We start from the raw sequence: 26,268 nt of genomic DNA on the forward strand, positions 1-26,268 counted from the left end.
CATCCAGGGCGGGCCTTAAACCATTCGGGCGGCAATTTCGGGCTTGTCACGTCCACTCCGGAAACTGTGACCGGTTCAAATCCAGCCTGGCGATCTGGCCCATCTCCTCGGCGTCCAGCTGGAAGTCGAAGATGGCCAGGTTTTCGCGCCGGTGGGCCGGGTTGGAGGACCGGGGGATGGCGATCATGCCGCGCTGGTAATGCCAGCGAAGCACCACCTGAGCGGCGGTCTTACCGTGCGCGCGGCCGATCGCCTGCAGGGTGGGGTTGGTGAACAGGCCGTTGCGGCCCTCGGCGAAGGGGGCCCAGGCCTCCATGGCGATGCCGGCGGCGGCCAGGGAGCTGAGCGCCGCCGTCTCCTGGAAGAAGGGGTGGGTTTCCATCTGGTTGACGGCAGGCTTGACCGTGGCGTGGGCCATCAGGCCGGCCAACTGTGCGTCGTCGAAGTTACTGACGCCGACGGCCCTGATCCGGCCCGCATGGTGCAGTTCCTCCATGGCCCGCCAGGCACCGGCCAGGTCGCCGCGCGGCCGGTGGATGAGATAGAGGTCGAGATAGTCCAGGCCCAGCTTGTCCAGAGTGGTCTGGAAGGCGCGCTTGCCTGATTCATAGCCGGCGTCGTCCACCCAGATCTTGGAGGTGACGAACAGGGCCTTGCGGTCGATGCCGCTGTCCCGGATGCCGGCACCCACCTCTTCCTCGTTGACGTAGACCTTGGCGGTGTCGATCAGGCGGTAGCCGGCGGCGATGGCGTCCGCCACGCTTCTGCGACAGACATCGCCGCGCAGGCCGTAGGTGCCGAAGCCCAGGGCCGGCATGGCCACCCCGCCGCCCAGCGGCACCGTGGGGATGGCGGGCGCCTCTGCGGCCAGGGCCCGGCGCCCGCTCCCGAAAGCGAACGCGGTCGCGGCGGCGGCACCGCCGGCGAGCACGGTACGACGTCCCAGTATGATCAGATCCCTTTTCCTTTCTCGGCGCGGGCCGTCGTCTACAGACCGCCGCCGACCACCGAGCCGTCCTTGCGGCGGGACAACTGCACCTGGCCATCCACGCACTTCACATAGGTGGTCTTGCCGAGCACCAGCCCGTCGCAAATGATCACCAGGGCCCGGGGCAGGCCGCCGAACTCCTTGGAGCCGCGCGCGCCGGCGTTGTAGGTCTCAAGATAGGTCTTGAGCGCCGCCTTGCGGACGGGCTGGCCGTTCTGGTCGATCATCGGTGGTTCGGGCTCCCTCATGGAATTTGAGGGGATCATCGCCGAAAGGGGAGGCGCGCCGCCAGCGTCATTTGTCCGTTACGGCAGCGGCAGGCAATCCGGGTTCAGCTTGTTGGCGGTCTTGCCGGTGTAGAGCTGACCGTCCTTCAGGTAGACGGCACCGGTGAAGCTGCCGCTTTTCCACAAGGGCTGGCAGCTGGTGGTGCTGAGCACGAACACCTTGCGGCTGCCGCCGGCGGAGGTGGTCACCAGCAGATGCTGGCCGTCACTGTACAGCGTGCCCTCGATGGGGGCCACGGCGGCGTCGGCGGTGCAGGTGGTGCCGTCCTGGCCGGTGATGGTCAGCGGCCCCTTCCACGACTTGGCGTCCCCACCGGTGGCGGGGCCGAGGTCCAGGGTCAGGACATCGGCGCGGACTTTGCCTGAGGCGGGTTCCACCGGCTGGTAGGGGCAGACCACGGGCAGGTGGCGCTGGGGGGCGGCCTGGGCCACAGCGGGGAGAAGCAGCGCCACAGCGCAAGCGAAAGCCAGACCTTTGGAGAAGATCATCATGGGCAAGACGGTCCTTCGATGAGCCTGTCCTTCATACAAATCTTTTTCCGCGCTGGAGAAATACACCTCCTCTGTTGCGGTAACCCTTTAGCGAGAGCCGCCCGACGGCACGCAAAGCGACCCGAGCTTATGCCTTTTCTTGCCCAGGCGTAGGGTCTGCGCCGTCAGGCTCACACCGCCGGAAAACGGGGGGCTTTTCCATAATGTCCGGCAACTGTTGATATCCAAAAAGTAAACCCCCCGCTCACTGCCTGAATAGGTGGAGATGACGACGCGCTGGCCGTCGGTGAATAACGGCCGCTCGACCAAACTAACATCCGGATCCACCGTGCAGGATGTCCCGTCGGCGTGGGTGAGCATCACAGGCCCCTGCCAAGCCTGCGGTTTGACTGGGTCATCCCCCGCGCCCAGATCAATGGCGCTGGCTCCCACCTGAGCCTTGCCAACGCCAGGCTCCAGCGTCTTGTACGCGCATGCCTGGCCCAGCGCCGAGGAGGTATAGACCGTGAAGGCAATGGTTAGGATATGGATCGCTTTCATGACTGGGGAGCCGAGTTGAACTGAATGGCGAAATACCTGACCTCCGGCAATTCGGAGTGTTTCCAGTACCAGCTGATAGACGTGTTCTTGCGTCCTGTCCCACCGAAGCGCCCCCAGTAACCCAAGGGAAGGTTTAGCCGCGCCCGGTACGATCACCACCACGTGCCCGTGGTGTGGAGCCTTCAGACCCGCAACCACGAGATAGCTCTGGCCGGCATAGGTAACGGCCTTCTCGCTGTCGTTGCCCAATTGGACCCAAGGGGCACAGCCCATTGTGTCGATGATTTAGGGAAGATCAGTCTCCGGCAGGCAGCGCGGCCCCAGTTTCCAGGCCTTGCGGCCGGTGTGGAGGACCGTGGCCGTCAACGCCACGTCGCCGGAGAAGGCGGGGCTTTTCCACAGCACCCGGCAGCTGGCGGCTTCGATGAAGAAGACCGTCTGCTGTTCGTCCGCATAGGTCGTCATCACGAAGTTCTGGCCATCGGTGAAGAAGGGCCGCTGCAGCGCACCCGTGTGAAGGTCGGTGATGCAATAGCTGCGGTCCGGCCGCGTCATGATGATGGGGCCGCGCCAGGTCTCCGGCGTCTTGGGATTATCGCCCGGTCCCAAATCCAGGGTGACCCAGCCCATGCGCATACGGCTGGGGCCGGGTTCGAAGGGCTGGTAATTGCAGGCCGGCACGCCCTCGGCCGGGGCGCGCGCGCCCGCTGGCCAGGCAGTCGCAAGGCACAGGACCGACAGGCACAGGACAAGGATGGGAAGACGGCTGATCCGCATGGCTCGGCGGCTCCTGCCCGCCTATCAAAGATCTGAACGCGTTGCCCGTCCGCGCGCAAGGAACCCTAAAGAGTATGCATCACGCGATGGGCTTCACGCTGGGCAGGAATTCCCGGCCCCGTTCCACCAGAAAAGCTTTAACGGCCGCCGCCGCCGGGGCCAGGCGCTTGTCCGACCGCTTGGCCAAGAACCATTGGCGCACGATGGGCAGGCCCTCCACATCCAGGGGCGCCAGGCGGCCGCTTTCCAGTTCGGCGGCGATGGTGTGGGCGGAGATGAAGGACAGGCCCAGGCCGGCCATCACCGCCTGCTTCACCGTCTCATTGCTGCCCACCTCCATGCTGATGGGGGGGTGCAGATCGGCCTGGGCGAAGAACCATTCCATCAGCATGCGGGTGCCGGACCCCACCTCGCGCACCAGGAACGTCTCATGCGCGAATTCCGCCAGCTTCAGGTGGCGGCGCCCCACCAGCGGGTGGTGCGGCGGGGCGATCATGATGTGCGGGTGGTCGCCGATGGCATGCATGTCCACCTGCAGATCCCGGGGCGGGCGGCCCATGATGGCGATGTCGATGCTGTCGGCCTTCAGCGCCGCGATGATGTCCTCGCGGTTGCCCACCATCAACGACAGTTCGATCTGCGGGTATTCGGCGCGGAAGGCGCCCAGAGCGTAGGGCGCGAAGTATTTGGCGGTGCTGACCACCCCCACCGCCACCCGGCCGCCCGACAGGTTGCGCAGCGCCTCCATGGCGGCGGCACAGTTGTGCAGCTCCGCCTCGATGCGGGACACCGTCTCGATGACCTCGCGCCCCGCATCGGTGGGCTTGAAGCGCTCGCCCAGCCGGTCCAGCAGCGGCACGCCCAGCAGATCCTCCAGCGCCTGCACCTGCATGGTGACGGCCGGCGGCGTCACGTGCAGGCGCTTGGCCGCCGCCGTCACCGAACCCGTCTCCGCCACCGCCGCCAGGGCGCGCAGCTGCTTCAGCGTCACGTTGCGCATGGGCCCTCTCAGCAGGTTTTCAGAAAAACTGAACGAGAAGCTAAGTTTATTCGAATTTTCTAACAAGGCAATCGTCCGCACACTCCTTTCAAGAACGACACGGGGACTGGGAACCCGGCTCACAACGGGAGGACATCATGGCGGACGCCACGACTTTGGCACGGCACCTGGTAGCCTGGAGCAATGCGGCGCATAACGGCGCGGCCCATCGGCGGGCGGACGTGGTCCGCACCATCCTGGCCCTGGCCGACGCCGGCTTGGCCATCGCCGACCTGGTGGCCATGGGCCCCCTGGCGGGCGAGATGGCGGCGGTGCGCGGCGAAAGCAATGGCGACACCCAGAAGGAACTGGATCTCAGGGCCCATGACATCGTCATCGATCGCCTGGCCGGCGCCCCGGTGGCAGTGGTGGGGTCGGAGGAGGCGGACGCCCCCGTCCTGCTGGATCCCGCAGGCACACTGGCGGTGGCCATCGATCCTCTGGATGGGTCCAGCAACATCGAAACCAACGTTTCGGTCGGCACCATCTTCTCCATTTTGGGCGTGGAGGATGCCGACGACCCGGCGGCGGCGCTGCTGCAACCCGGCCACCGCCAGCTGGCGGCCGGATTCCTGGTCTACGGGCCACAGACCGCCCTGGTCCTGACCCTGGGAACGGGCACCGAGATCTTCTTCCTGGATAAGCGGCCGGTGGCGCCCGTGGTGTCGGTGCAGGCCGGCAACGGCTGGGCCGCACCGCCCCCGCCCACGCCCACGGCCGAGTTCGTCCGCATGGCCGGCCCCATCACGGTGGCGGCGGAAACGAAGGAATTCGCCATCAACGCGTCGAACCAGCGTCACTGGGCGCCCAGCATCCGGGGCTACATCGACGATTGCCTGGCAGGGTCGGATGGGCCGCGGGCCAAGAACTACAACATGCGCTGGATCGCGTCCCTGGTGGCCGATGCCTTCCGCATCCTGCGCCGGGGCGGGGTCTATCTCTACCCCACCGACGAGCGTCCGGGATATCACACCGGCCGCCTGCGCCTGGTCTATGAGGCCAACCCCATCGCCCTGGTCATCGAGCAAGCGGGCGGGGCCGCAACGGACGGGCAGACCCGCATCCTGGACCTGACGCCCAGCCACCTGCATGAGCGCACGGCCCTGGTCTTCGGTTCACGCGTCGAGGTGGAGCGGGTGGCCGACCACCATGCCGCCCCGCCCCTCCTGGCCGATCGCGCCCCCTTGTTCGGGCAGCGCGGCCTGCTGCGCGCCTGATGGAAGGGGCCCAGACCATGTCCATCCGCCATCCCATCATTTCCGTCACCGGTTCGTCCGGCGCCGGCACCACCTCGGTCCGGCAGATTTTCGAGCACGTCTTCCGGCGCGAGGGGGTGAACGCCGTCTGCATCGATGGCGACGCCTATCACCGCTATGACCGCGCCCAGATGAAGCAGGCCATCGCGCAGGCCGACAAGGATGGCGATCACCATTTCAGCCATTTCGGCCCCCAGGCCAATCTGCTGGGCGAGTTGCAGGAGCTGTTCCGGCGCTACGGCGACGACGGCACGGGCCGCACCCGCCACTATGTCCACGACTCAGGCGAAGCGGAACACTATGGCTGCCCCCCCGGCACCTTCACCCCCTGGGAGGATCTGCCGGGCCCCAGCGACCTGCTGTTCTACGAGGGCCTGCATGGCGCGGTGGTAGCCGACGGCTATGACATCGCCGGCCATGCGGACCTCAAGATCGGCGTCGTGCCGGTGATCAACCTGGAATGGATCCAGAAGATCCACCGCGACCGCACCAGCCGGGGCTACAGCACCGACGATGTCATGACCACCATCCTGCGGCGCATGCCGGACTACGTCCGCTACATCTGCCCGCAGTTCACCCAGACGGACATCAATTTCCAGCGGGTTCCCACGGTCGACACCTCCAACCCCTTCATTGCGCGGTGGATACCGACCCCGGACGAATCCATCGTCGTCATCCGCTTCCGCAACCCGCGCGGCATCGACTTCCCCTACCTGCTGTCCATGATCGCCGGCAGCTTCATGTCGCGCGCCAATTCCATCGTCATCCCGGGCGGCAAGCTCGACCTGGCCATGCAGCTGATCCTGACGCCGCTGATCCTGCAGCTGGTCGAACGCAAGCGCCGCGCCGGTTGAAGGAGGGACACCGCCATGACCCCCACCCTATCGCTGCGTCAGATCGAAAGCGCGGAGCCCGACACCCCCCCTGATCTGGCCGACATGGCCAACGCCGTGCGCATGCTGGCCGTGGCGGGGGTGGAGGCGGCGAAGTCCGGCCACCCGGGCATGCCCATGGGTATGGCCGACGTCGCCACCGTGCTGTTCACCCGGGTGATGCGCATCGATCCCGCCCGGCCCGACTGGCCCGATCGCGACCGCTTCGTCCTGTCGGCCGGCCACGGCAGCATGCTGCAATACGCCCTGCACCATCTGCTGGGCTATCCGGACATGCCCATCGAGGAGCTGAAACGCTTCCGCCAGCTGGGCTCCAAGGCGGCGGGCCATCCGGAACACGGCCATGCGGCCGGCATCGAGACCACCACCGGCCCCCTGGGCCAGGGCATCACCACCGCCGTGGGCATGGCTTTGGCCGAGCGGCACCTGAACGCCCGCTTCGGTGACGCCCTGGTCGATCACCGCACCTATGTCATCGCCGGCGACGGCTGCCTGATGGAGGGCATCAGCCAGGAGGCCATCGACCTCGCCGGCCACCTGAAGCTGTCCCGCCTGGTCGTGCTGTGGGACGACAACGGCATTTCCATCGATGGGGCCACCACCCTGTCCACCGGCACGGACCAGCTGGCGCGCTTCAAAGCCTCCGGCTGGGCGGTGGAGCGGGTGGACGCCTACGACCATGGGGCCATCGAGGCGGCCCTGAACCGGGCCCAGGCCAGCGACCGCCCCACCCTGATCGCCTGCCGCAGCGTCATCGGCTATGGCGCCCCCACCAAGGCCGGCACCTGCGGCGTCCACGGCACCCCCCTGGGCGTGGAGGAGGCGCAGGCCACGGCACAGGCCCTGGGCTGGGACAGCCCGCCCTTCACCGTACCGGACGACATCCGGGACTCCTGGCGTGCCGTGGGCCGGGCGGGACGGCAAGCCCGCGAGGCCTGGGAACGGCGTCTGGCCGCGCATCCCGCCCGCGCCAATTTCTGGCGCGTCATGGCGGCAGAACCGGGGGCTGACGTGATCGATGCCCTGGCGGCCTACCGGCAGGAACTGGTGGAGTCCCGGCCCAAGATGGCCACGCGCAAGGCCTCGCAGGTGGTGCTGGGCGTGGTGAACGCCGCCACCGACCTGACCGTGGGCGGATCCGCCGACCTGACCCATTCCAACCTGACTCAAACAAAGGGAATGGATGTGATGAACGCCGGCCACTATGCCGGGCGCTACATCCATTACGGCATCCGCGAGCATGCCATGGCCGCGGTGATGAACGGCCTGGCCCTGCATGGCGGCGTCATCCCCTACGGGGGTACCTTCCTGGTGTTTTCCGACTACGCCCGGGGCGCCATCCGCCTGTCGGCCCTGATGGGCGTGCGCGTCATCCATGTGCTGACCCATGACAGCATCGGCCTGGGGGAGGACGGACCCACCCACCAGCCGGTGGAGCATCTGGCCATGCTGCGGGCGACACCCAACCTGCACGTCTTCCGCCCCGCCGACGCGGTGGAGACGGCGGAGTGCTGGGAACTGGCGCTGACCAGTCCCGACACGCCGTCGGCCCTGTGCCTGTCGCGCCAGGACCTGCCCACCCTGCGCCGGGACGCCCATTGGAACCGCAGCGCCACCGGCGCCTACATCCTGCGGGAAACCCCCGGCCCGCGTGACGCCACCCTGCTGGCGACGGGATCGGAGGTGGCGCTGGCGGTGGAAGCGGCGGAACGCTTGGCCGGAGAGGGCATCGCCACCGCCGTGGTGTCCATGCCCTGCTGGGAACTGTTTGAGCGGCAGCCGCCCGCCAACCGCGCCCTGGTGTTGGGCTCAGCGCCCCGCATCGGGGTGGAGGCAGCGGTGCGCTTCGGCTGGGACCGCTGGCTGGGCGACCAGGGCGCCTTCATCGGCATGGGGGGCTTCGGCGCCTCCGCCCCCGCGGCCGACCTCTACCGCCACTTCGGCATCACCGTCGACGCCATCATGGCCGCCGTCCGCGCCCGCGTCGCCCACGCTTAAGGAGCGCTACACCATGGCTCGTATAACCCTTCGTCAGCTACTGGACCACGCGGCAGAACGCGATTACGGCGTGCCGGCGTTCAACATCAACAACATGGAACAGGGCCTGGCGGTCATGGAGGCCGCCGCCCAGGTGGACGCCCCCGTCATCCTGCAGGCCAGCCGGGGTGCCCGGTCCTATGCCGGCGACCTGATGCTGGCCCATATGATCGACGCACTGGAGGCGCTGTACCCCACCATCCCGCTGTGCCTGCACCAGGACCACGGCAACAGCGAGGCCACCTGCCTGACGGCCCTGCAGCACGGCTTCACCTCCGTCATGATGGACGGGTCGCTGCTGGCCGATGCCAAGACGCCGGCGCCCTATGCCTACAACGTCGACATCACCCGCCGCGTGGCGGAGGCCGCGCACTGGGTGGGCGCCTCGGTCGAGGGTGAACTGGGCGTGCTGGGCAGCCTGGAGACCGGCCAGGGCGAGGCGGAGGACGGCCACGGCGCCGAGGGCGTGCTGTCGCTGGACCAGCTGTGCACCGACCCCGACCAGGCTATGGACTTCGTGGCCGCCACCCGCGTGGACGCCCTGGCCATCGCCATGGGCACCTCGCACGGCGCCTATAAATTCTCGCGCCAGCCGGATGGCGACATCCTGGCCATGGATGTGGTGGAGGCGATTCATGAGCGGTTGCCCAACACCCATCTGGTGATGCACGGCAGCTCCTCCGTGCCGCAGGAACTGCAGGATCTGTTCAACGCCTATGGCGGCCGCATGCCCCGCACCTGGGGCGTGCCGGTGGATGAGATCGTGCGCGGCATCCGCTTCGGCGTGCGCAAGATCAACATTGACACCGACTGCCGCCTGGCCATGGCGGTGCAGTTCCGCAAGACGGCGACCGAGAACCCGGCGGAGTTCGACCCGCGCAAATTCCTGAAGCCGGCCATGGACGCCATGAAGGCGCTGTGCCGCGACCGTTTCGAACAATTCGGCGCCGCCGGCAACGCCAGCCGCATCACGCCCCTGCCCATGGCCGCCATGGCCAAGCGCTACGCCACCGGCGCGCTGGACCCGCACCTGGGCAGCACACCGGTAGCGGCTGAGTAACCACCATCCCGCCCCGCCACGCACCTCAACCCTAGGCCCCGACCGGGGCCGCCGGAGAGTTCCGGGGAGCGTCAGCGGACTGGAAATCGAGGAAGCCAAGGGGCGGACGCCCCGCCGGCGCTTGAGGAGGACAGGAACATGAACGCGATCGACAAGCGGGACCGCCGCGACCGTTACGCCGCCGGGGTCATGAAGTACCAGGACATGGGCTACTGGCAGCCGGACTACGTGCCCAAGGACACGGACGTCATCGCCGTCTTCCGCATCACGCCGCAGGACGGGGTGGATCCCATCGAGGCGGCGGCGGCCGTGGCCGGCGAGTCCTCCACCGCCACCTGGACGGTGGTGTGGACCGACCGGCTGACGGCCTGCGACAAGTACCGCGCCAAGGCGCACAGGGTGGAACCGGTGCCGGGATCACCCGAGAGCTGGTTCGCCTACATCGCCTATGACATCGATCTTTTCGAACCCGGGTCGATCGCCAACCTGACGGCGTCCATCATCGGCAACGTCTTCGGCTTCAAGCCGCTGAAGGCCCTGCGGCTGGAGGACATGCGCCTGCCCGTGGCCTATGTGAAGACCTTCGACGGGCCGCCCACCGGCATCGTTGTGGAGCGGGAACGACTGGACAAGTTCGGGCGCCCGCTGTTGGGCGCCACGGTCAAACCCAAGCTGGGCCTGTCGGGGCGCAACTATGGCCGCGTGGTCTATGAGGCGCTGAAAGGCGGCCTGGACTTCACCAAGGACGACGAGAACATCAATTCCCAGCCCTTCATGCACTGGCGCGACCGCTTCCTCTATTGCATGGAGGCGGTGAACCGCGCCCAGGCGGTGACGGGCGAGGTCAAGGGCACCTACCTGAACGTGACCGCCGCCACCATGGAGGACATGTACGAGCGGGCGGAGTTCGCCAAGTCCATCGGCTCGTGCATCGTCATGATCGACCTGGTCATCGGCTATACCGCCATCCAGTCCATGTCCAAATGGGCGCGGCGCAACGACATGGTGCTGCACCTGCACCGCGCGGGGCATTCCACCTACACCCGGCAGAAGAGCCATGGCGTGTCCTTCCGCGTCATCGCCAAGTGGATGCGGCTGGCGGGGGTGGACCACATCCACGCCGGCACGGTGGTGGGCAAGCTGGAGGGCGACCCCGCCACCACCAAGGGCTATTACGACATTTGCCGCGAGGACTTCCTGCCCCAGCGGCTGGAAAACGGCATCTTCTTCGACCAGTCCTTCGCCTCGCTGCGCAAAACCATGCCGGTGGCCTCGGGCGGCATCCATGCCGGGCAGATGCACCAGTTGCTGGACCTCTTTGGCGATGACGTGGTGCTGCAGTTCGGCGGCGGCACCATCGGCCACCCCATGGGCATCCAGGCCGGCGCCACCGCCAACCGGGTGGCGCTGGAGGCCATGGTGCTGGCCCGCAACGAGGGCCGCGACATCGTCAACGAAGGCCCGGACATCCTGGCCGCCGCCAGCCGCCACTGCACGCCCCTGCGCCAGGCCTTGGACGTCTGGAAGGACGTGACCTTCAACTACACCTCGACCGACGCGCCGGACTTTGTGCCGACCGCCAGCGTGGCTGGCTAAAGGATAAGGAGACTGAAGATGCGCCTCACCCAAGGAACCTTCTCCTTCCTGCCCGACCTGACGGACGAGCAGATCACGGCCCAGGTGCAGTACTGCATTGACCAGGGCTGGGCGGTGAACATCGAGTTCACCGACGACCCGCACCCCCGCAACACCTATTGGGACATGTGGGGCCTACCCATGTTCGACATCCGCGACGCCGCCGGCGTCATGGGCGAACTGGCGTCCTGCCGCAAGATCTACGGCGACCGTTACATCCGCATCTCCGGCTTTGACGCCAGCCACGGGTGGGAGAGCGTGCGCCTGTCCTTCATTGTCAACCGGCCCGCCAACGAGCCCGGCTTCGCCCTGGAACGCCAGGAAAGCGACGGCCGGCGCATCCTGTACAGCACCCGCGCCTATGCCGCCCAGCTGCCGGAAGGGGAGCGGTATTCGTGATGGCCGCGACCCTCATGGCAATCCCGCCGGACGCCGCCGACGCGGCCCCGGGGGCGGTGGATCTGCGCGCCGATTTCGAAGCCTCCGGCCTGCCGGAAATCTTCGCACAGCTGGACCAGGAGATGGTGGGCCTGGCGCCCATCAAGCGGCGGCTGCGCGAGATCGCGGCCCTGCTGCTGGTGGACAGGGCACGCCAGCGCTTCGGCCTGGCGGTGGGCGCCCCCACCCTGCACATGAGCTTCACCGGCAACCCCGGCACGGGCAAGACCACCCTGGCGCTGAAGATGGCGGCCATCCTGCACCGGCTGGGCTATGTCCGGCGCGGGCACCTGGTGACCGTCACCCGTGATGATCTGGTGGGCCAATACATCGGCCACACGGCGCCCAAGACCAAGGAGGTTCTGAAGCGCGCCGCCGGCGGCGTGTTGTTCATCGATGAGGCCTATTACCTCTACCGGCCGGAGAACGAGCGCGACTATGGCCAGGAATCCATCGAGATCCTGCTGCAGGTCATGGAGAACCAGCGTGACGACCTGGTGGTCATCCTGGCCGGCTACGCCGACCGCATGGACCGGTTCTTCCAGGCCAATCCCGGCTTCCGCTCCCGCGTCGCCCACCATATCGACTTCCCCGACTATGGTGAGGAAGAGCTGCTGGAAATCGGGGAGCGGCAGCTGGAGGCCATGAACTACCGCCTCAGCCCGCAGGCCAAGGCGGTGTTCGCCCAGTATATCGCCCTGCGCCGGGGCCAGCCGCACTTCGCCAACGGCCGGTCCATCCGCAACGCCCTGGACCGCGCCCGCCTGCGCCAGGCCAGCCGCCTGTTCCAGCGGGACGACGGCCCCCTGTCGGTGGACGACCTGACGGTGATCGAGGCGGAGGACATCCTGGCCAGCCGGGTCTTCGCCGGCACGCCCGATAGCCAGGTAGCGGATAAGGCGCCCCCGTCATGACCCAACCCCTGATCGCCCCCAGCATCCTGTCCGCCGACTTCGCCAGCCTGGGCGCCGAGGTGCGCGCCATCACGGCGGCGGGGGCCGACTACATCCATGTCGATGTCATGGATGGCCATTTCGTGCCCAACCTGACCATTGGCCCCGCCGTGGTGAAGGCCCTGCGCCCCCATACCGACCGTCCCTTCGACGTGCATCTGATGATCAGCCCGGTCGATCTCTACCTGGAGGCCTTCGCCGAGGCCGGGGCCGACATCATCACCGTGCAGGCGGAGGCCACCACCCACCTGGACCGCACGCTGGAACGCATCCGCGGCCTGGGCAAAAAGGCCGGCGTGGCGCTGAACCCCTCCACGCCGGAAAGCGCCGTGGCCTATGTGCTGGACCGGATGGACCTGGTGCTGGTCATGACCGTGAACCCCGGCTTCGGCGGCCAGTCCTTCATCCCCGCCATGATCCCCAAGATCCACGCCCTGCGCGCGATGATCGGCCGCCGGCCCATCCAGGTCGAGGTCGACGGCGGCGTGAACCCGGAGACGGCCCGCCTGTGCGTGCAGGCGGGGGCGGAGGTGCTGGTGGCGGGTTCGGCCGTATTCCAGGGCGGGGCCGGGCGCTATCAGGCCAACATCGCGGCGCTGCGCGGCTAAGTGGCACTAGCCCATTCCCCTCAAAACCGCGTAGAGGTGCGCGGGGTTGAGGGAGGGAACCATGTCCTATCGCATCCTGACGCTGGACGGCGGCGGTCCCTGGGCCCTGCTGGAGGCCATGGTTCTGGCCGATCTGTACGGCAGCGACATGCCGGGCCACGACATTCTGGCGGAATTCGACCTGGCGGCCGGCACCTCGGCCGGGGCCATCGTGCTGGGCGGGCTGATCAAGAACCTGACACCGGCCCAGATCCTGGACCTGTTCGTGGATGACGCGCGGCGGGGCAGCCTGTTCGTGAAGGTCGATGGGCTGGACAGGGTGGTGGCCGACCTGGACCTGGGCCCGCGATATAGCACCCAGGGCAAGCTGGCCGGCCTGACCGCCATGCTGGACGACCCCGGCCTGGCACCGCCCACCCCCGCCACGGCCGATGGCCAGGTGCGCCCCCTGGCCCTGTCGGCCTGTCCCATGGCCCGCCTGCCGCTGCCCCTGGCGCGGCGGGGCGCCGTGCCGGTGAAGGTGTTCATCCCCGCCTTCGACTACGCCCAGCGCCGGGCCATGACCTTCCGCAGCTATGCCGGCCTGGCCACGGCGGTGACGGAGCCGCAGGCCTCCACCGCCCCCCTGGCGGAGGTCATCAACGCCAGCAGCACCGCGCCCGTGGCCTTCTTCGACGAACCCGCCCGGTGCGATGGGCGCCTGTACTGGGACGGCGGGCTGACCGGCTGCAACAACCCGGTGATGCTGGCGGTGATGGAAGCGCTGGCGCAACCCGGCGGCAACACCGACCTTCAAATCCTGAGTCTCGGCAGCGGCACCACCCGCCACGCGCCGGTGACCAGCACCAGCCAGCCGCCGGGCGACCTGGCGGAACCTGTGGGAATGCGGGGTACCCTGGGCGACCTGTCGCTGCTGGCCCAAACCACTCTGGACGATCCCCCCGACACCGCCAGCCTGGAGGCCCACATCCTGGCCCAGCGCTTGGCGGGCCGGGCCCCCGCCGCCCTGGGCGGGCTGGTGCGCCTGAACGTCTCCGTCCAGCCGGTGCTGGAAAGCGGGGTGTGGACGGCGCCGCCGGGCCTGGCCGACGGGCGCTTCGCCCAGGTGGCGGCCCTGCCGGCCGACGCGGTCGACCCGGCGCAGATCGCCCTGATCCAGCGGCTGGGACGCGACTGGATGGCGGGCGACGTCCCGAACCAGCCCCTGATCACCCGCCTGCCGCAGCTGGACTGCGTGCTGGGCGACGGCACCTATGCCGAGGCCAAGGCGCGGTGGCTCGCCCTCACCCAGAGGTGAACACCACAACCAAAAAGATAAAAGACCGGGCCACGGCACCCGCGCTGTGGCATGATGGCGGGGCAGTGTGGGGCGGCCGTTCCGGCGGCGGCACCCGCGCCCACAAGCGGGAGAGACGCCTTGTCGCCCTTCGGCGTGTTCATCCTGGCCGTCCTGGCCTTCGCCATCGTCCTGGTCTACAGCAGCATCAAGACCGTGCCCCAGGGCATGGAATATACGGTGGAACGGTTCGGGCGGTATACCCGCACCCTAAAGCCGGGCCTGGCCATCATCGTCCCCTTCGTCGACCGCATCGGCGCCCGTCAGACCATGCAGGAGGTGGTGCTGGACGTGCCGTCGCAGGAGATCATCACCAAGGACAACGCCATGGTGACGGTGGACGGCGTGCTGTTCTTTCAGGTGCTGGACGCCGCCAAGGCCAGTTACGAGGTGCGCAACCTGGACCGCGCCGTCCTGAACCTGACCATGACCAATCTGCGCACGGTCATGGGCTCCATGGATTTGGATGAGCTGCTGTCGCAGCGCGACGCCATCAACGCCCGTCTGCTGACCGTGGTGGACGCCGCCACCCACCCCTGGGGCGTGAAGATCACCCGCGTTGAAATCCGCGACATCCAGCCGCCGCGCGACCTGGTGGACAGCATGGCCCGCCAGATGAAGGCGGAACGCGAACGCCGCGCCCTGATCCTGGAGGCCGAAGGCCAGCGCCAATCCGCCATCCTGCGGGCGGAGGGCGAGAAGCAATCCGCCATCCTGCAGGCCGAGGGCAAGAAGGAGGCCGCCTTCCGCGAAGCCGAGGCCCGCGTGCGCCTGGCGGAGGCGGAGGCCACCGCCACCCGCGTGGTGTCCGAGGCCATCGCCGGCGGCAGCGTGCAGGCGGTGAACTACTTCATCGCTCAGCGCTACGTCGATGCGCTGAAGGGCTTCGCCGCCAGCCCCAACCAGAAGATCCTGTTCATGCCCATGGAGTCGACCGGCATCCTGGGCGCCCTGGGCGGCATCGCCGAACTGGCCAAGGACAGCTTCGCCGGCGTACCGGCCAACCAGGCCCGCGCCGCCGCGCCCCGCCGAAACGATCAGCCACCGGTCCCACCCCCCGGCGGCCCCTGGACCACGCCCGGCAGCTGAGGGAGGAGGTCATGCCCGACTTCACCGCATGGACGCCCCACGCCTGGCACTGGTGGGCAGCAGGCGTCGCCCTGGCGTTGGTGGAAATGGTCACCCCCGGCTTCGGCCTGCTGTGGCTGGGCGTGGCGGCGGTGCTGGTGGGCACGGCGCTGTTCCTCTTCCCCGCCTTGGCCCTGGCCGGGCAGGCGGTGCTGTTCGCCGTGCTGGCGGCCAGCCTGCTGCTGGCCACCCGCCGTTGGCTGGGTGGCGACCGGGCCGAGCCGGCGCCCCCCGGCCCGCCCCTGAACGCCCGCGCCAGCCAGTATGTCGGCCGCGTCCTGACGCTGGAGACGCCCATCACCAACGGCCAGGGCCGCGCCCGCCTGGACGACGGCGCCTGGATCGTCTACGGCCCCGACGGCCTGGCCGCCGGGACGACCGTGCGTGTGGTCGGCGTGGACGGCACGGCGCTGAGGGTGGAGGCGGCTTAGGCGCGCTTACGCCTGCTTCGCCCCCGGCTTTCCCGGTTCCACCACGAAGCTGGCGCGGGTGCTGATGGCGCCGCCGGGGGTGGTGACGCGGTCCATGACGCGGAAAGTGGCCGTCAGCTTGTCATGGCCGATGTCGCACAGCAGGTAGCCGCGCTGGTCGTTCATGAAGCGGATGTGCGGGTTGCCGCGCATGATCTCCTCATAACGCGGGCGCTTGTCGGCGCCATCGCCGCCGGAACTGATGGAGGTGCCGACGAATTCGGTGGCGACCACGCCGGCCTTGTCGCTGTGGTAGTCGGTCTTGAGGTCGCCCACGAAGTTCTGGTGCTCGTCCCCCGTCAGGACCACCACATTGTTCAGGCGGCGGTCTGCGATGTGCCGCATCAGGCGCTGGCGCGGCTGATGATAGCCTTCCCAGCTGTCCATGTTGTAGATGGGGCCATGCCAGGGCTCGCGGTTCATGGTCATCATCATGACCTGCTGGCCGATGATGTTCCAGCGGGCGCGGCCGCGGTCCAGCCCCTCGAACAGCCAGCGTTCCTGGTCCTCGCCCATCATCTCGGCGTCGTCGCTGTCCTGCCCCTCGCAGGCGGGCTTGAAGCCGTCGCCGCAGGGCTGGTCGGTGCGAAACTGCCGCGTATCCAGCAGGTGCAGGTCGATCAGGTTGCCGAAGGCTAGGCGGCGGTAGATCTGCATGTCCGGTCCCTTGGGCCAGGAGGCGCGGCGCAGGGGCATGTGCTCGAAATAGGCCTGGGCCGCCGCCGCCCGGCGCAGCAGGAAATATTCCGGCGGGGCGATGCCGGCGCCGTCGACGGTGCCGGTCCAGTTGTTGTCGACCTCATGGTCGTCCCAGGTGACCATCCATGGGCAGGCGGCGCGGGCCAGCTGCAGGTCCAGGTCCAGGGTGTACTGGGCGTAGCGGCGGCGGTACTCATCCAGGGAATAGGGCTCGTCGCCTAAGTGCCGGCGGGCGGTGGGCTGGGCCAGGCCGCCGTAATAGCGGCTGGTCTCATGCGTCCGCACCCGATTCTCGTAGATGTAGTCGCCGTAGTGGAAGACGAAGTCCGGCCGTTCCTCCGCCAGGTGGCGGAAGGCGGTGTAGTAGCCGTCCTCGTAATTCTGGCAGCCGACCATGCCCAGGCGCACGCGCTCCACCTTGGCGCCCAGGGCCGGGGCGGTGCGGGCGCGGCCCACCATGCTGCGCTCCGCCCCCACGGTGAAGCGGTAGTAATAGTCGCGCCCCGGTTCCAGGCCGCCCACCTCGGCATGGATGGCGTGGCCCAGTTCCGGCCGCGCCACCTCGGTACCGCTCTGGACGATGTTGCGCATGCGCTCGTCCGTCGCCACTTCCCAGTCCACCTCCACCGGGCGCTTGGGCATACCATAGCCGAAGGCCAGCGGTTCGGGCGCCAGCCGGGTCCACAGCACGAAGCCGTCCGGCAGCGGATCGCCCGAGGCGACACCCAGCGAGAACGGGTCGTTGCTGAACGCCGCCTGCGCCAGGGCCGAGCCCATGGACGACGGCAGCAGGAAGGCCGTGGCGGCGCTGGCGCCGAAGGTCTTCAGCAGGGCGCGGCGGGTGGCCTCGGGAACGGGGCTGAACCGGGTCATGGGCGGCATCTCGGACGCAGATAGGCTTAAGGGAGGAGAGTGCGCGGCAGAGTGCCCGCCGGTGGAACCGCGTTCAACCATGAAAAACCTTGGCGGACGCCCTGTCATGAAAGTGTCGCCAGGACCTTGCAACCTCCACGTATCGTGGGCCGCAACCCTACATGGCGAACCCGCCAGGCTTGCGCCCCATCTTGACCATTTGGTCAGGATCGGCCAGGGTTGGTTCCCGTGCCGTGCCCCCTAAGCCCCCGACTTGCCGGGACCTTGGGAAATGGACTAGGTTTCAGCAGAGCAGGCGGTGCGGCGCATCCCGTTCGCCACCGTCCAAAAGTATGCCCACGGAGGCAGGGACCCTTCATGAGTAGAGCGATCCGTGCGGCGTTGGCGGCGGCCGCCCTGTTGAGCTGCGCCTTCTTCGTCCCTGGGTCCGCCCCCGCCCGCGGGGCGGAGGCCGCCTTCTTTCCCGGCGTGGTCTTCGATTACGGCGGCAAGTACGACAAGTCCTTCAACGAAGGCGTCCTGACGGGCATCGAGCGGTTCCACCGCGAAACCGGCATCAATTACAAGGCGCTGGAGATCAGCAACGACGTCCAGCGCGAGCAGTACCTCCGCCGCCTGGCGGAGCATGGCGCCGACATCATCCTGGCCGTGGGCTTCAGCCAGGCGCCGGCGGTGGCCAAGGTCGCCAAGGAATTCCCCGAGATCAAGTTCACCCTGATCGACGGCGTGGTGAAGCTGCCCAACGTGCAGTCCATCCTGTTTTCCGAGCAGGAGGGATCGTACCTGGTGGGCATGCTGGCGGCGCTGAGCAGCAAGACCCACACCGTGGGATTCGTCGGCGGCATGGACATCCCCCTGATCCGCCGATTCGAGTGCGGCTATGAGCAGGGCGTGAAGGCCGTGGCGCCGGACGACCACATCATCGCCAACATGGTGGGCACCACACCCGCCGCCTGGTCCGACCCCACGCGCGGCGGCGAGCTGGCCAAGAGCCAGTTCGACCGGGGCGTGGACGTGGTGTTCGCCGCCGCCGGGCAGAGCGGCATCGGCGTGCTGCAGGCGGCCAAGGACGCGGGCAAGTATTCCATCGGCGTCGACAGCAACCAGAACCACCTGTTTCCCGGCTCGGTCCTGACCTCCATGGTCAAGCGGGTGGACGTGGCCGCCTACAACGCCATCAAGGCGGCACAGGACGGCACCTGGCAGGCGGGCGTACGCACCCTGGGCCTGAAAGAGGAAGGCGTGGGCTGGGCGCTGGACGAGAACAACGCCAAGCTGGTGACGCCGGAGATGAAGGCGGCGCTGGACGCGGCGTCCGCCGAGATCCAGAACGGTACCCGCAAGGTCGCCAATTACGACGAAACCAACGGCTGCAAGTACTGATAGGCCATCCCATCCACGCATCGGGTCCCTTTCCCGGCCCCCCAGAACCAGAGACCAGCCGCCCCGTGTCGCAAACCGTTCCCCTCTCCGTGCCGCCACAGCCGGGCCCCTGGGCCGTGGAACTGGTGGGCATCGACAAGCGCTTCGGCCCCGTCCACGCCAACAAGGCGGTTTCGCTGCGGATCCGCGCCGGGTCCATCCACGGCCTGGTGGGGGAGAACGGCGCCGGCAAATCCACGCTGATGAGCATCCTCTACGGCTTCTACCAGGCCGATGAGGGGCAGATCCTGGTGAACGGGGCCGAGGTGCGCATCCGCGAGCCCAAGGACGCCATCGCCCTCGGCATCGGCATGGTGCACCAGCACTTCATGCTGGTTGAGGAATTCACCGTGCTGGAGAACCTGATGCTGGGGGCCGAGGGCGGCGCCCTGCTGAAGGACGGCATCAGGAAGGCGCGGGCGGAGGTGGAGCGGCTGGAAAAGGCCTACCGCCTGGACGTGCCGCTGGACGCCAAGGTCGCCGACCTGAACGTGGGCATCCAGCAGCGGGTGGAGATCCTGAAGGCGCTGTACCGGGGCGCCCAGGTGCTGATCCTGGATGAGCCGACCGCCGTGCTGTCGCCCCCGGAGGTGCAGGACCTGTTCCGCATCCTGGATGCGCTGCGCGCCCAAGGCCGCACCATCCTGATGATCACCCACAAGCTGAAGGAGATCATGGCCATCACCGACGCCGTGTCGGTGCTGCGCCAGGGGGCGGTGGTCGCCAGCTTCCACACCCAGGACACCAACGAAGCGGCCCTGGCCGAAGCCATGGTCGGACGGCGCGCCAACCCCGCCGTGCGGCGGCCGGGCGCGCCGGCGGGCGCGCCGCTGCTGACGGTGGAAGATCTCAGCATATTCGATGAGCGCGGGGTGGAGCGGTTGAAGCGCGCCACCTTCCGCGTGCGGGCGGGCGAGATCGTCGGCGTGGCCGGCGTCGCCGGCAACGGCCAGTCGGAACTGCTGGAGGCGCTGTCGGGCATGACGCCCTTCCAGCGCGGGCGCGTCCACGTCAACGGGCGCGACGTGACGCCGGAGTCGCCCATGGATCCGGCCCAGGCCCGGCGCCAGGGCATCGCCCACGTGCCGGAGGACCGCCTGCGCCGCGCGGTGGTGAAGCCCTTTCCCGCCTTCCAGAACGCGCTGCTGGGCTATCAGGACGACCCGGCCATGGCCGACGGCCCGCGCCTGAACTGGAAGCGCGTGGCCGCCGCCACCGCCCGGCTGATGGAGGACTGGGACGTCCGTCCCCGCCAGCCGTCGCTGCGCACCTCGCTCTTCTCCGGCGGCAACCAGCAGAAGCTGGTGCTGGGCCGGGAGATGGAGCGCGACCCCAACGTGCTGCTGGTGGGCCAGCCCACCCGCGGCGTGGACATCGGCGCCATCGAGTTCATCCACCGCCGCCTGCTGGCCATGCGTGACGCCGGCAAGGCCATCCTGCTGGTCTCCGCCGAGCTGGAGGAGATCATGGCCCTGTCCGACCGCATCCTGGTGATGTGCGACGGGGCCATCACCGGCGAGCTGGCGGCCGAGGACGCGACCGAGGGCCTGATCGGCCGCCTGATGGCCGGCATCACCGACGATATGGAACACGGGTCGCGTGCGGACGCGGCCGGAGGGGCGGCATGAGCGCATCCACCAACAGCGACGGCCTGCCGCGCTGGGCCACGCTGGCCCTGCTGCCGGCCATCAACCTGGGCGCCGCCCTGGTGGTCTCGTCCCTGGTCATCCTGGCCATCGGTCAGGACCCCCTCTCGGCCCTGGCCTTCATGGTCAAGGGGGCGGTGGGCAGCGGCACGGGCCTCAGCTACACCCTCTATTACGCCACCAGCCTGATCTTCACCGGCCTGGCCGTGGCCATCGCCAACCATGCCGGCCTGTTCAACATCGGCGGCGAAGGCCAGGCCTATGTCGGCGGCCTGGGCACCGGCCTGGTGTGCCTGGCGCTCAGCGGCTGGCCCTGGTACACGGTGCTGCCGGTGGCCGTGCTGGCGGGCGCGCTGTTCGGCGCCGTCTGGGGACTGATCCCGGGCTATCTGCAGGCCTATCGCGGCAGCCACATCGTCATCACCACCATCATGTTCAACTTCCTGGCCAGCGCCCTGATGGTCTACCTGCTGGGCGGGCCGCTGATCGAACATGGCCAGATGGCGCCGGAAAGCCGGGAATTCGCCGAAAGCACCTTCCTGCCGGCGGTGAAGGAGATCGCCGCCGGCCTGGGTTACCGCACCAGCACCCTGCCGCTGAACCTGTCGCTGCTCCTGGCGCTCTTGTGCGCCGCCGGTGTCTGGTTTCTGATCTGGCACACCCGCTGGGGCTTTCAGATGCGCACGGTGGGCGCCAATGAGGCCGCGGCGCGCTATGCCGGCATCAACGCCCGCACCACCATCGTGGTCGCCATGGCCATTTCCGGTGCCTTGGCCGGCCTGGTGGGCATCAACGAGCTGCAGGGTGTGCAGCACCGCATCACCCTGAACTTTCAGGCCGGCATGGGCTTCACCGGCATCGCGGTCGCCCTGATGGGCCGTGGCCATCCGGTGGGCATCGTCCTGTCGTCGCTGCTGTTCGGCGCCCTCTACCAGGGCGGGGCCGAGCTGTCGTTCGAGTACAACGAGATCAGCCCCCGCCTGGTGGTGGTCATCCAGGGCGTGGTCATCCTGTTCTCCGGCGCCTTGGAGCATATGTTCCGCCCGGCGCTGGTGCGTTTGTTGAAGCCCAAGGCGGCGGCATCGGCCGCCGGCCAGCGCGCCTGAGATCCCGGGGAAAGAGACCATGGACGATACCGCCCTGTGGATCGTGTCGCTGCTGGCCAGCACCGTGCGCCTGGCGACACCGCTGGTACTGGCCTCGCTGGCCGGCTTTTATTCCGAACGCGCCGGTGTGGTCGACATCGGCCTGGAAGGCAAGATGCTGACCGGCGCCTTCGCTGCCGCCGCCACGGCGGCCGTCACCGGGTCGCCTTGGGCAGGCCTGGCGGCGGCCATCGCCGCCTCGCTGCTGCTGGCCCTGGTGCACGGCTTCGCCTGCATCACCCACCGGGGTGACCAGGTGGTGGCCGGTGTCGCCATCAACACCATCGCCGCCGGCCTGACCGCCGTGCTGGCCAACGCCTGGTTCGACCTGGGCGGCCGCACGCCCTCGCTGGATGGCGGGCAGCGCTTCCTGGGCCTGCACTTCCCGTTGGCGGAGGCCGTGCGCGGCGTGCCCCTGCTGGGCCGCTTCTATGGCGAGGTCATCGGCGGGCAGAACCTGCTGGTCTACCTGGCGGTGCTGGCCGTGCCCGCCACCTCGTGGGTGGCCTATCGCACCCGCTTCGGCCTGCGCCTGCGCGCGGTGGGGGAAAACCCGGCCGCCGTGGACACCGCCGGAATTTCGGTGCCCTGGCTGCGCTATCGCGCCGTGCTGATCACCGGCCTGCTGTGCGGCGTGGCCGGCGCCTACCTCTCCATCGCGCAAGGCGCGGGGTTCCAGGAGAACATGACTGCGGGCAAGGGCTATCTGGCCCTGGCCGCCCTGATCCTGGGCAAGTGGCGGCCCTACCCCACCCTGGCCGGCTGCCTGCTGTTCGCCGCCACCGACGCGCTGCAGGCGCGGCTGCAGGGCGTGGCCCTGCCGGTCGTCGGCGCGGTGCCGGTGCAGATCATCGAGGTGCTGCCCTACATCCTGACCGTGCTGCTGCTGGCGGGCTTCGTCGGCAAGTCCATCCCGCCCAAGGCGGCGGGCCAGGCCTATGTGAAAGACCGGTAAGCGACCTACATCAAAGCCTGTGGCGAGGGCGTGGGTGTAACACCACGCCTGTAGAGCCAGGGGGCCGGAACGCATCCGGCCCCCTTTCCCAATGCAGATCCCCGATACAGATCCCCGATACAGATCAAGGATGCCCCCGCCATGCCCGCCTGCCGCCGCCTGGCCGCCCTGCTGTTTACCGGTACCATAGTGTTCGGGGGCCTGGACGCGGGGGCGCAGGAGGCCAGGTCCGACCAGATTGACGTGCAGATCCTGTCGACCACCGACCTGCACATGAACGTCATGGACTACGATTACTATGCCGACAAGCCGGACCCCGGCGTCGGCCTGGTACGGGTGGCCAGCCTGATCCGCAAGGCCAGGGCCGAAAAGCCCAACACCCTGCTGGTGGATGCCGGTGACCTGATCCAGGGCACGCCCATGGGCGACTATGTCGCCCGGGTGCAGGGCCTGGGGCCGGGCAAGTTCCAGCCCATCATCGCCGCCCTGAACGCGCTGGGCTACGACGCCGCCGTCATGGGCAACCATGAGTTCAATTTCGGCCTAGACTATGCCGTGGCGGCGGAGAAGGAGGCCAAGTACCCGGTGCTGGCCGGCAACGTGAACCGGGTGGAGGATGGCCAGCCCCTGTTCCCCGCCGGCGTCATCCTGGACCGCGACTTCACCGACGGCGCCGGCGCCAAGCATACGATCCGGGTGGGCGTGGTCGGTGTGCTGACGCCCCAGATCGTGCTGTGGGACAAGGACAAGCTGGAGGGCAAGGTCACCACCTCCGACATCGTGGAGGTGGCGGCCAAGACCGCCCGGGACCTGAAGGCCCAGGGCGCGGACGTGGTGGTGGCGGTCATCCACAGCGGCTTGTCGGCCGCCCCCCACCAGAAGATGGCGGAGAACGCCGGCGTGGCCGTGGCCGCCATTCCCGAGGTGGACGCCGTCGTCACCGGCCATGCCCACCGGGTCTTCCCCGCCGCCGATTATGCCAACCTGCCGGACGCCGACATCCCACACGGCCTGATCCATGGCAAGCCGGTGGTCATGGCCGGCTTCTTCGGCGACCATCTGGGCGTGATCGACCTGATCCTGTCGCCGGACGCCAAGGCCCATGGTGGCAAGGGCGGCTGGGCCGTGGCCGGCGGCCATGCCGAGACCCGGCCCGTGCTGACCCGCGTGAACGGCAAGGCCACGCCGATGGTGGAACCGGACGCGGCCGTGGCCGCCATCGCCAAGGACGCGCACCAGGCGACCCTGGATTATGTGCGCCAGCCCGTGGGCAAGAGCACCGGCCGCATCGAGACCTATTTCAGCTTCATCGCCGACCAGCCGGCCTTGGACATCGTGTCGGACGCCCAGCGCCAATACGTGGCCAAGGCGCTGGCGGGCGGCCCCTACGCCAAGTTGCCCATCCTGTCGGCGGCCGCCCCCTTCAAGGCGGGCGGCCAGCCGGGCCCCGACTATTTCACCGACGTAGCCGCCGGCCAGATCAGCCTGCGCAACGTCGCCGACCTCTACCTCTATCCCAACATCGTCGCGGCGGTGAAGGTGACGGGCGCCCAGGTGCGCGACTGGCTGGAGATGGCTGCCCGCGTCTTCAACCGCGTCGACCCGGCCAAGAAGGAACCGCAGATGCTGGTGAATCGGGCCGTTCCCAGCTTCAACTTCGATGTCATCGACGGCGTCACCTGGCGGGTCGATGTGACCCAGCCGCCGCGCTTCGGCGGCGACGGCAAGCTGGCCCCGGGCGACAACCACCGCATCATCGACCTGCGCTACAACGGTCAGCCGGTGAAGGATGACGATGAGTTCATCGTCGTCACCAACAATTACCGCGCCAACGGCGGCGGCAACTTCCCCGGCCTGGACGGTAAGAACATCGTCTACTCAGGCACGGAAACGATCCAGGAGATCATCGCCGACTATCTGCGCGCCGCCGGCACCCTGGTACCCGCCACCAACCACAGCTGGGGCTTCGTGCCCGTCACCGCACCGGTGACCGTGCTGTACGATACCAACGCCAGGGCGGCGGCGCTGTTGACCCAATACCCCAACCTGAGCGACGTGGGGCCTGGCGACCCCGGGCTGGAACTGTTCCGGGTGGATTTGTCGCCCACCGCGCTGGCCGGCCAGGGGCTGGGAAAATGACGGCGGAAAAGAAGGTTTGGCGGGCCTATCTGGCGGGCCCGGAAGTGTTCCTGCCCGATCCCGGGGCGGCCGCTGACGCCCTGCGCGCGGCCTGCGCTCGCTTCGGCATCGTTGGCGTCTTCCCCATGGATGGTGCGGTGGTCTCGATCCCAGGCGAGACGGCGGCGGATCACGCCGGCCGCATCCGTGCCACCAACCTGGACCTGATCCGGAACACGGATCTGGTGCTGGCCAACGTCAGTCCCTTTCGCGGCCCCTCGGCCGACGACGGCACGGCCTATGAGATGGGCTTTGCGGCGGCGCTGGGCCGGCCGGTCTTCGCCTATACGGCCACACCCGCCAGTCTGCTGGATCGGACCCGTGCCCATTTCCCCCTGACCCAGGACACCAAGGGCGACTGGCGCGATCCGGAAGGACGTATGGTGGAGGATTTCGGCCTCGGCGCCAACCTGATGCTGGTTCACCCCGCGCCGTTCCCGACGGCCCAGCCTGGCCCCCTGGGCATTTATCATGGGGTGGATGCCGCCCTCAGCGCGGCATGGGACTGGGTTTCCTTCCAGGAGCGCTGACCGGAAAATGAAACAGCCGGGCGTTGCCGGCCCGGCTGTTTCAGGTCCATCTGTTTCCCTGCGCGTCAGGCGGCGTTCTGCGATACGCCCATGCGCCGGAACCGGTCACTGTCCAGCACAACCTCAAGCGCCAGGCTGAGGCGGTCGCTGGAGCGGCCGTCGACCAGGAATTCGACATGGGGCGGATGACCCGCCCGCTGATGGATGGCATGGACCAACAGGCGACGCTTGGGCAGCTTCACCTCTTCCATCCATTCACCCGGTTTGGGCGGTTCGACCCCGCGCCTAGACAACGCCATAGCTTCCCTACTCCTTAACAGCCCCCGGGGCACCTGCCTGCGCGGCGCGCCTTTTGGGGGTCGGCTCTAGAAACCCAGGCCGTTCGCCGGACCGGTCCGCCCCGGGGAATGGAACCCGTGGGCTGTTGCGATCAGCATAATCCAATTCAAATGCCAAGGGATATAGCTTAGGGGTACGTCATCACCTTGTCACCCGCGATCTTCCCCCGATTTTCTGGCCGTAGACGTCGGCGCGGGAATCCAGGTGGCGCAGCGGTCGTCCGCACGACCGTTCCGAATACGTAATGAACCCGACGATACGGGCGCTTTATCCGCTTTCAGCCGCCGTTCAGCCAGCCATCGCGCCAGGCACCTGCGGGCCCGATATGACCCAAAGAGCCAAGGGGATCGGCCTCATCAAAGGGATTAGACAAAAGGGCATGTCCATCCCGCCGCGCGGCACACCCCATGGCATAGGCGATTAAGGAAAGGCCCGCCAGTTCGCCGGCCAGAACCGGGGCCGGGAAAGGCATCACCACGGCCGTGGCAGGGGGCAGGAGAAGGTTCATGGGGACGGTGTTTCCCTGGCTATGCGTTCCGGATAG

General features: G+C 68.2%; 26 protein-coding genes. 17 read left to right on the forward strand and 9 right to left on the reverse strand.

Translation table 11 applies throughout. The features are described 5' to 3' along the window. Nucleotides 1-46: 46 nt before the first annotated feature. The 6 genes from P5F91_RS28405 to P5F91_RS28430 form a co-directional block, all read right to left on the reverse strand. Nucleotides 47-931 (reverse strand): aldo/keto reductase, encoded by an 885-nt coding sequence (locus P5F91_RS28405; RefSeq protein WP_277908908.1) that lies wholly within the window; start codon nucleotides 929-931, stop codon nucleotides 47-49. Between the two features lie 56 nt (nucleotides 932-987). Further along, entirely contained in the window at nucleotides 988-1,215 is a 228-nt protein-coding gene (locus tag P5F91_RS28410; RefSeq protein ID WP_040847748.1) for a hypothetical protein, read from the reverse strand. A 78-nt stretch (nucleotides 1,216-1,293) separates the two neighbouring features. Next, nucleotides 1,294-1,767 carry a hypothetical protein gene (locus P5F91_RS28415; protein WP_277908909.1) on the reverse strand — a complete coding sequence of 158 codons (474 nt, stop codon included), beginning with the start codon at nucleotides 1,765-1,767 and terminating at the stop codon, nucleotides 1,294-1,296. Between the two features lie 87 nt (nucleotides 1,768-1,854). Continuing rightward, a complete protein-coding gene (locus P5F91_RS28420; RefSeq protein WP_277908910.1) occupies nucleotides 1,855-2,556 on the reverse strand; it encodes a hypothetical protein in 702 nt (233 codons plus the stop codon). 36 nt (nucleotides 2,557-2,592) lie between these two features. Beyond that, a complete protein-coding gene (locus P5F91_RS28425) occupies nucleotides 2,593-3,084 on the reverse strand; it encodes a hypothetical protein (protein WP_277908911.1) in 492 nt (163 codons plus the stop codon). Nucleotides 3,085-3,163: 79 nt separating this feature from the next. After that, the gene (locus P5F91_RS28430; RefSeq protein WP_145608926.1) at nucleotides 3,164-4,084 is read right to left on the reverse strand and encodes a LysR family transcriptional regulator; all 921 of its coding nucleotides are present in this window, start codon (nucleotides 4,082-4,084) and stop codon (nucleotides 3,164-3,166) included. 137 nt (nucleotides 4,085-4,221) lie between these two features. On the opposite strand from P5F91_RS28430, the gene P5F91_RS28435 reads away from it, so the two are divergent. The 11 genes from P5F91_RS28435 to P5F91_RS28485 all read left to right on the forward strand — a co-directional run bounded on the left by P5F91_RS28435 (nucleotide 4,222) and on the right by P5F91_RS28485 (nucleotide 15,898). Continuing rightward, nucleotides 4,222-5,340 (forward strand): class 1 fructose-bisphosphatase, encoded by a 1,119-nt coding sequence (locus tag P5F91_RS28435; protein WP_145608925.1) that lies wholly within the window; start codon nucleotides 4,222-4,224, stop codon nucleotides 5,338-5,340. Between the two features lie 17 nt (nucleotides 5,341-5,357). Beyond that, entirely contained in the window at nucleotides 5,358-6,233 is an 876-nt protein-coding gene (locus P5F91_RS28440) for a phosphoribulokinase (protein ID WP_145608924.1), read from the forward strand. A 15-nt stretch (nucleotides 6,234-6,248) separates the two neighbouring features. Next, nucleotides 6,249-8,270 (forward strand): transketolase, encoded by a 2,022-nt coding sequence (gene tkt, locus P5F91_RS28445; protein WP_246134211.1) that lies wholly within the window; start codon nucleotides 6,249-6,251, stop codon nucleotides 8,268-8,270. 13 nt (nucleotides 8,271-8,283) lie between these two features. Further along, the gene (fba, locus tag P5F91_RS28450; RefSeq protein WP_145608923.1) at nucleotides 8,284-9,369 is read left to right on the forward strand and encodes a class II fructose-bisphosphate aldolase; all 1,086 of its coding nucleotides are present in this window, start codon (nucleotides 8,284-8,286) and stop codon (nucleotides 9,367-9,369) included. Between the two features lie 138 nt (nucleotides 9,370-9,507). Beyond that, nucleotides 9,508-10,965: a form I ribulose bisphosphate carboxylase large subunit gene (locus tag P5F91_RS28455; RefSeq protein WP_145608922.1), complete on the forward strand. Its 1,458-nt coding sequence runs from the start codon at nucleotides 9,508-9,510 to the stop codon at nucleotides 10,963-10,965. Between the two features lie 18 nt (nucleotides 10,966-10,983). Next, complete coding sequence (locus P5F91_RS28460) at nucleotides 10,984-11,403, forward strand: ribulose bisphosphate carboxylase small subunit (RefSeq protein ID WP_145608921.1); 420 nt, start codon at nucleotides 10,984-10,986, stop codon at nucleotides 11,401-11,403. Beyond that, a complete protein-coding gene (cbbX, locus tag P5F91_RS28465) occupies nucleotides 11,403-12,356 on the forward strand; it encodes a CbbX protein (RefSeq protein ID WP_277908912.1) in 954 nt (317 codons plus the stop codon). Before P5F91_RS28460 ends, cbbX begins: the two co-directional genes overlap by 1 nt. Further along, nucleotides 12,353-13,003 (forward strand): ribulose-phosphate 3-epimerase, encoded by a 651-nt coding sequence (gene rpe / locus P5F91_RS28470; RefSeq protein WP_145608919.1) that lies wholly within the window; start codon nucleotides 12,353-12,355, stop codon nucleotides 13,001-13,003. Before cbbX ends, rpe begins: the two co-directional genes overlap by 4 nt. Nucleotides 13,004-13,064: 61 nt before the next feature. Next, nucleotides 13,065-14,300, forward strand: a complete 1,236-nt coding sequence (locus tag P5F91_RS28475) for a patatin-like phospholipase family protein (protein ID WP_277908913.1) — start codon at nucleotides 13,065-13,067, stop codon at nucleotides 14,298-14,300. Nucleotides 14,301-14,420: 120 nt separating this feature from the next. Then, nucleotides 14,421-15,428: an SPFH domain-containing protein gene (locus P5F91_RS28480; RefSeq protein WP_246134210.1), complete on the forward strand. Its 1,008-nt coding sequence runs from the start codon at nucleotides 14,421-14,423 to the stop codon at nucleotides 15,426-15,428. Between the two features lie 11 nt (nucleotides 15,429-15,439). Continuing rightward, on the forward strand, nucleotides 15,440-15,898 hold the full coding sequence (locus tag P5F91_RS28485; protein ID WP_145608917.1) for an NfeD family protein: 459 nt from the start codon (nucleotides 15,440-15,442) through the stop codon (nucleotides 15,896-15,898). 6 nt (nucleotides 15,899-15,904) lie between these two features. On the opposite strand, the gene P5F91_RS28490 is transcribed toward P5F91_RS28485, so the two are convergent. Further along, nucleotides 15,905-17,509, reverse strand: a complete 1,605-nt coding sequence (locus tag P5F91_RS28490) for an alkaline phosphatase D family protein (protein ID WP_277908914.1) — start codon at nucleotides 17,507-17,509, stop codon at nucleotides 15,905-15,907. Between the two features lie 357 nt (nucleotides 17,510-17,866). Between P5F91_RS28490 and P5F91_RS28495 the strand changes: the two genes are divergently transcribed. The 6 genes from P5F91_RS28495 to P5F91_RS28520 all read left to right on the forward strand — a co-directional run bounded on the left by P5F91_RS28495 (nucleotide 17,867) and on the right by P5F91_RS28520 (nucleotide 25,385). Further along, on the forward strand, nucleotides 17,867-18,892 hold the full coding sequence (locus P5F91_RS28495; RefSeq protein ID WP_186454547.1) for a BMP family lipoprotein: 1,026 nt from the start codon (nucleotides 17,867-17,869) through the stop codon (nucleotides 18,890-18,892). Nucleotides 18,893-18,957: 65 nt separating this feature from the next. Then, the gene (locus tag P5F91_RS28500; protein WP_246134209.1) at nucleotides 18,958-20,559 is read left to right on the forward strand and encodes an ABC transporter ATP-binding protein; all 1,602 of its coding nucleotides are present in this window, start codon (nucleotides 18,958-18,960) and stop codon (nucleotides 20,557-20,559) included. Then, nucleotides 20,556-21,683 (forward strand): ABC transporter permease, encoded by a 1,128-nt coding sequence (locus tag P5F91_RS28505; protein ID WP_145608915.1) that lies wholly within the window; start codon nucleotides 20,556-20,558, stop codon nucleotides 21,681-21,683. The genes P5F91_RS28500 and P5F91_RS28505 overlap by 4 nt, the downstream gene beginning before the upstream one ends. A 19-nt stretch (nucleotides 21,684-21,702) precedes the next feature. After that, nucleotides 21,703-22,677, forward strand: coding sequence for an ABC transporter permease (locus P5F91_RS28510; protein WP_145608914.1), 975 nt, complete (start codon nucleotides 21,703-21,705; stop codon nucleotides 22,675-22,677). Between the two features lie 141 nt (nucleotides 22,678-22,818). Next, nucleotides 22,819-24,816 (forward strand): bifunctional 2',3'-cyclic-nucleotide 2'-phosphodiesterase/3'-nucleotidase, encoded by a 1,998-nt coding sequence (locus P5F91_RS28515; RefSeq protein ID WP_277908915.1) that lies wholly within the window; start codon nucleotides 22,819-22,821, stop codon nucleotides 24,814-24,816. After that, complete coding sequence (locus P5F91_RS28520; protein ID WP_277908916.1) at nucleotides 24,813-25,385, forward strand: nucleoside 2-deoxyribosyltransferase; 573 nt, start codon at nucleotides 24,813-24,815, stop codon at nucleotides 25,383-25,385. Before P5F91_RS28515 ends, P5F91_RS28520 begins: the two co-directional genes overlap by 4 nt. Nucleotides 25,386-25,450: 65 nt before the next feature. On the opposite strand, the gene P5F91_RS28525 is transcribed toward P5F91_RS28520, so the two are convergent. Continuing rightward, nucleotides 25,451-25,636 (reverse strand): hypothetical protein, encoded by a 186-nt coding sequence (locus P5F91_RS28525; RefSeq protein ID WP_040849248.1) that lies wholly within the window; start codon nucleotides 25,634-25,636, stop codon nucleotides 25,451-25,453. A gap of 365 nt (nucleotides 25,637-26,001) precedes the next feature. Beyond that, nucleotides 26,002-26,232, reverse strand: coding sequence for a hypothetical protein (locus P5F91_RS28530; protein WP_145608911.1), 231 nt, complete (start codon nucleotides 26,230-26,232; stop codon nucleotides 26,002-26,004). Nucleotides 26,233-26,268 lie beyond the last annotated feature (36 nt).

This window comes from Nitrospirillum amazonense, assembly GCF_029594735.1.
GTDB lineage: Bacteria > Pseudomonadota > Alphaproteobacteria > Azospirillales > Azospirillaceae > Nitrospirillum > Nitrospirillum amazonense.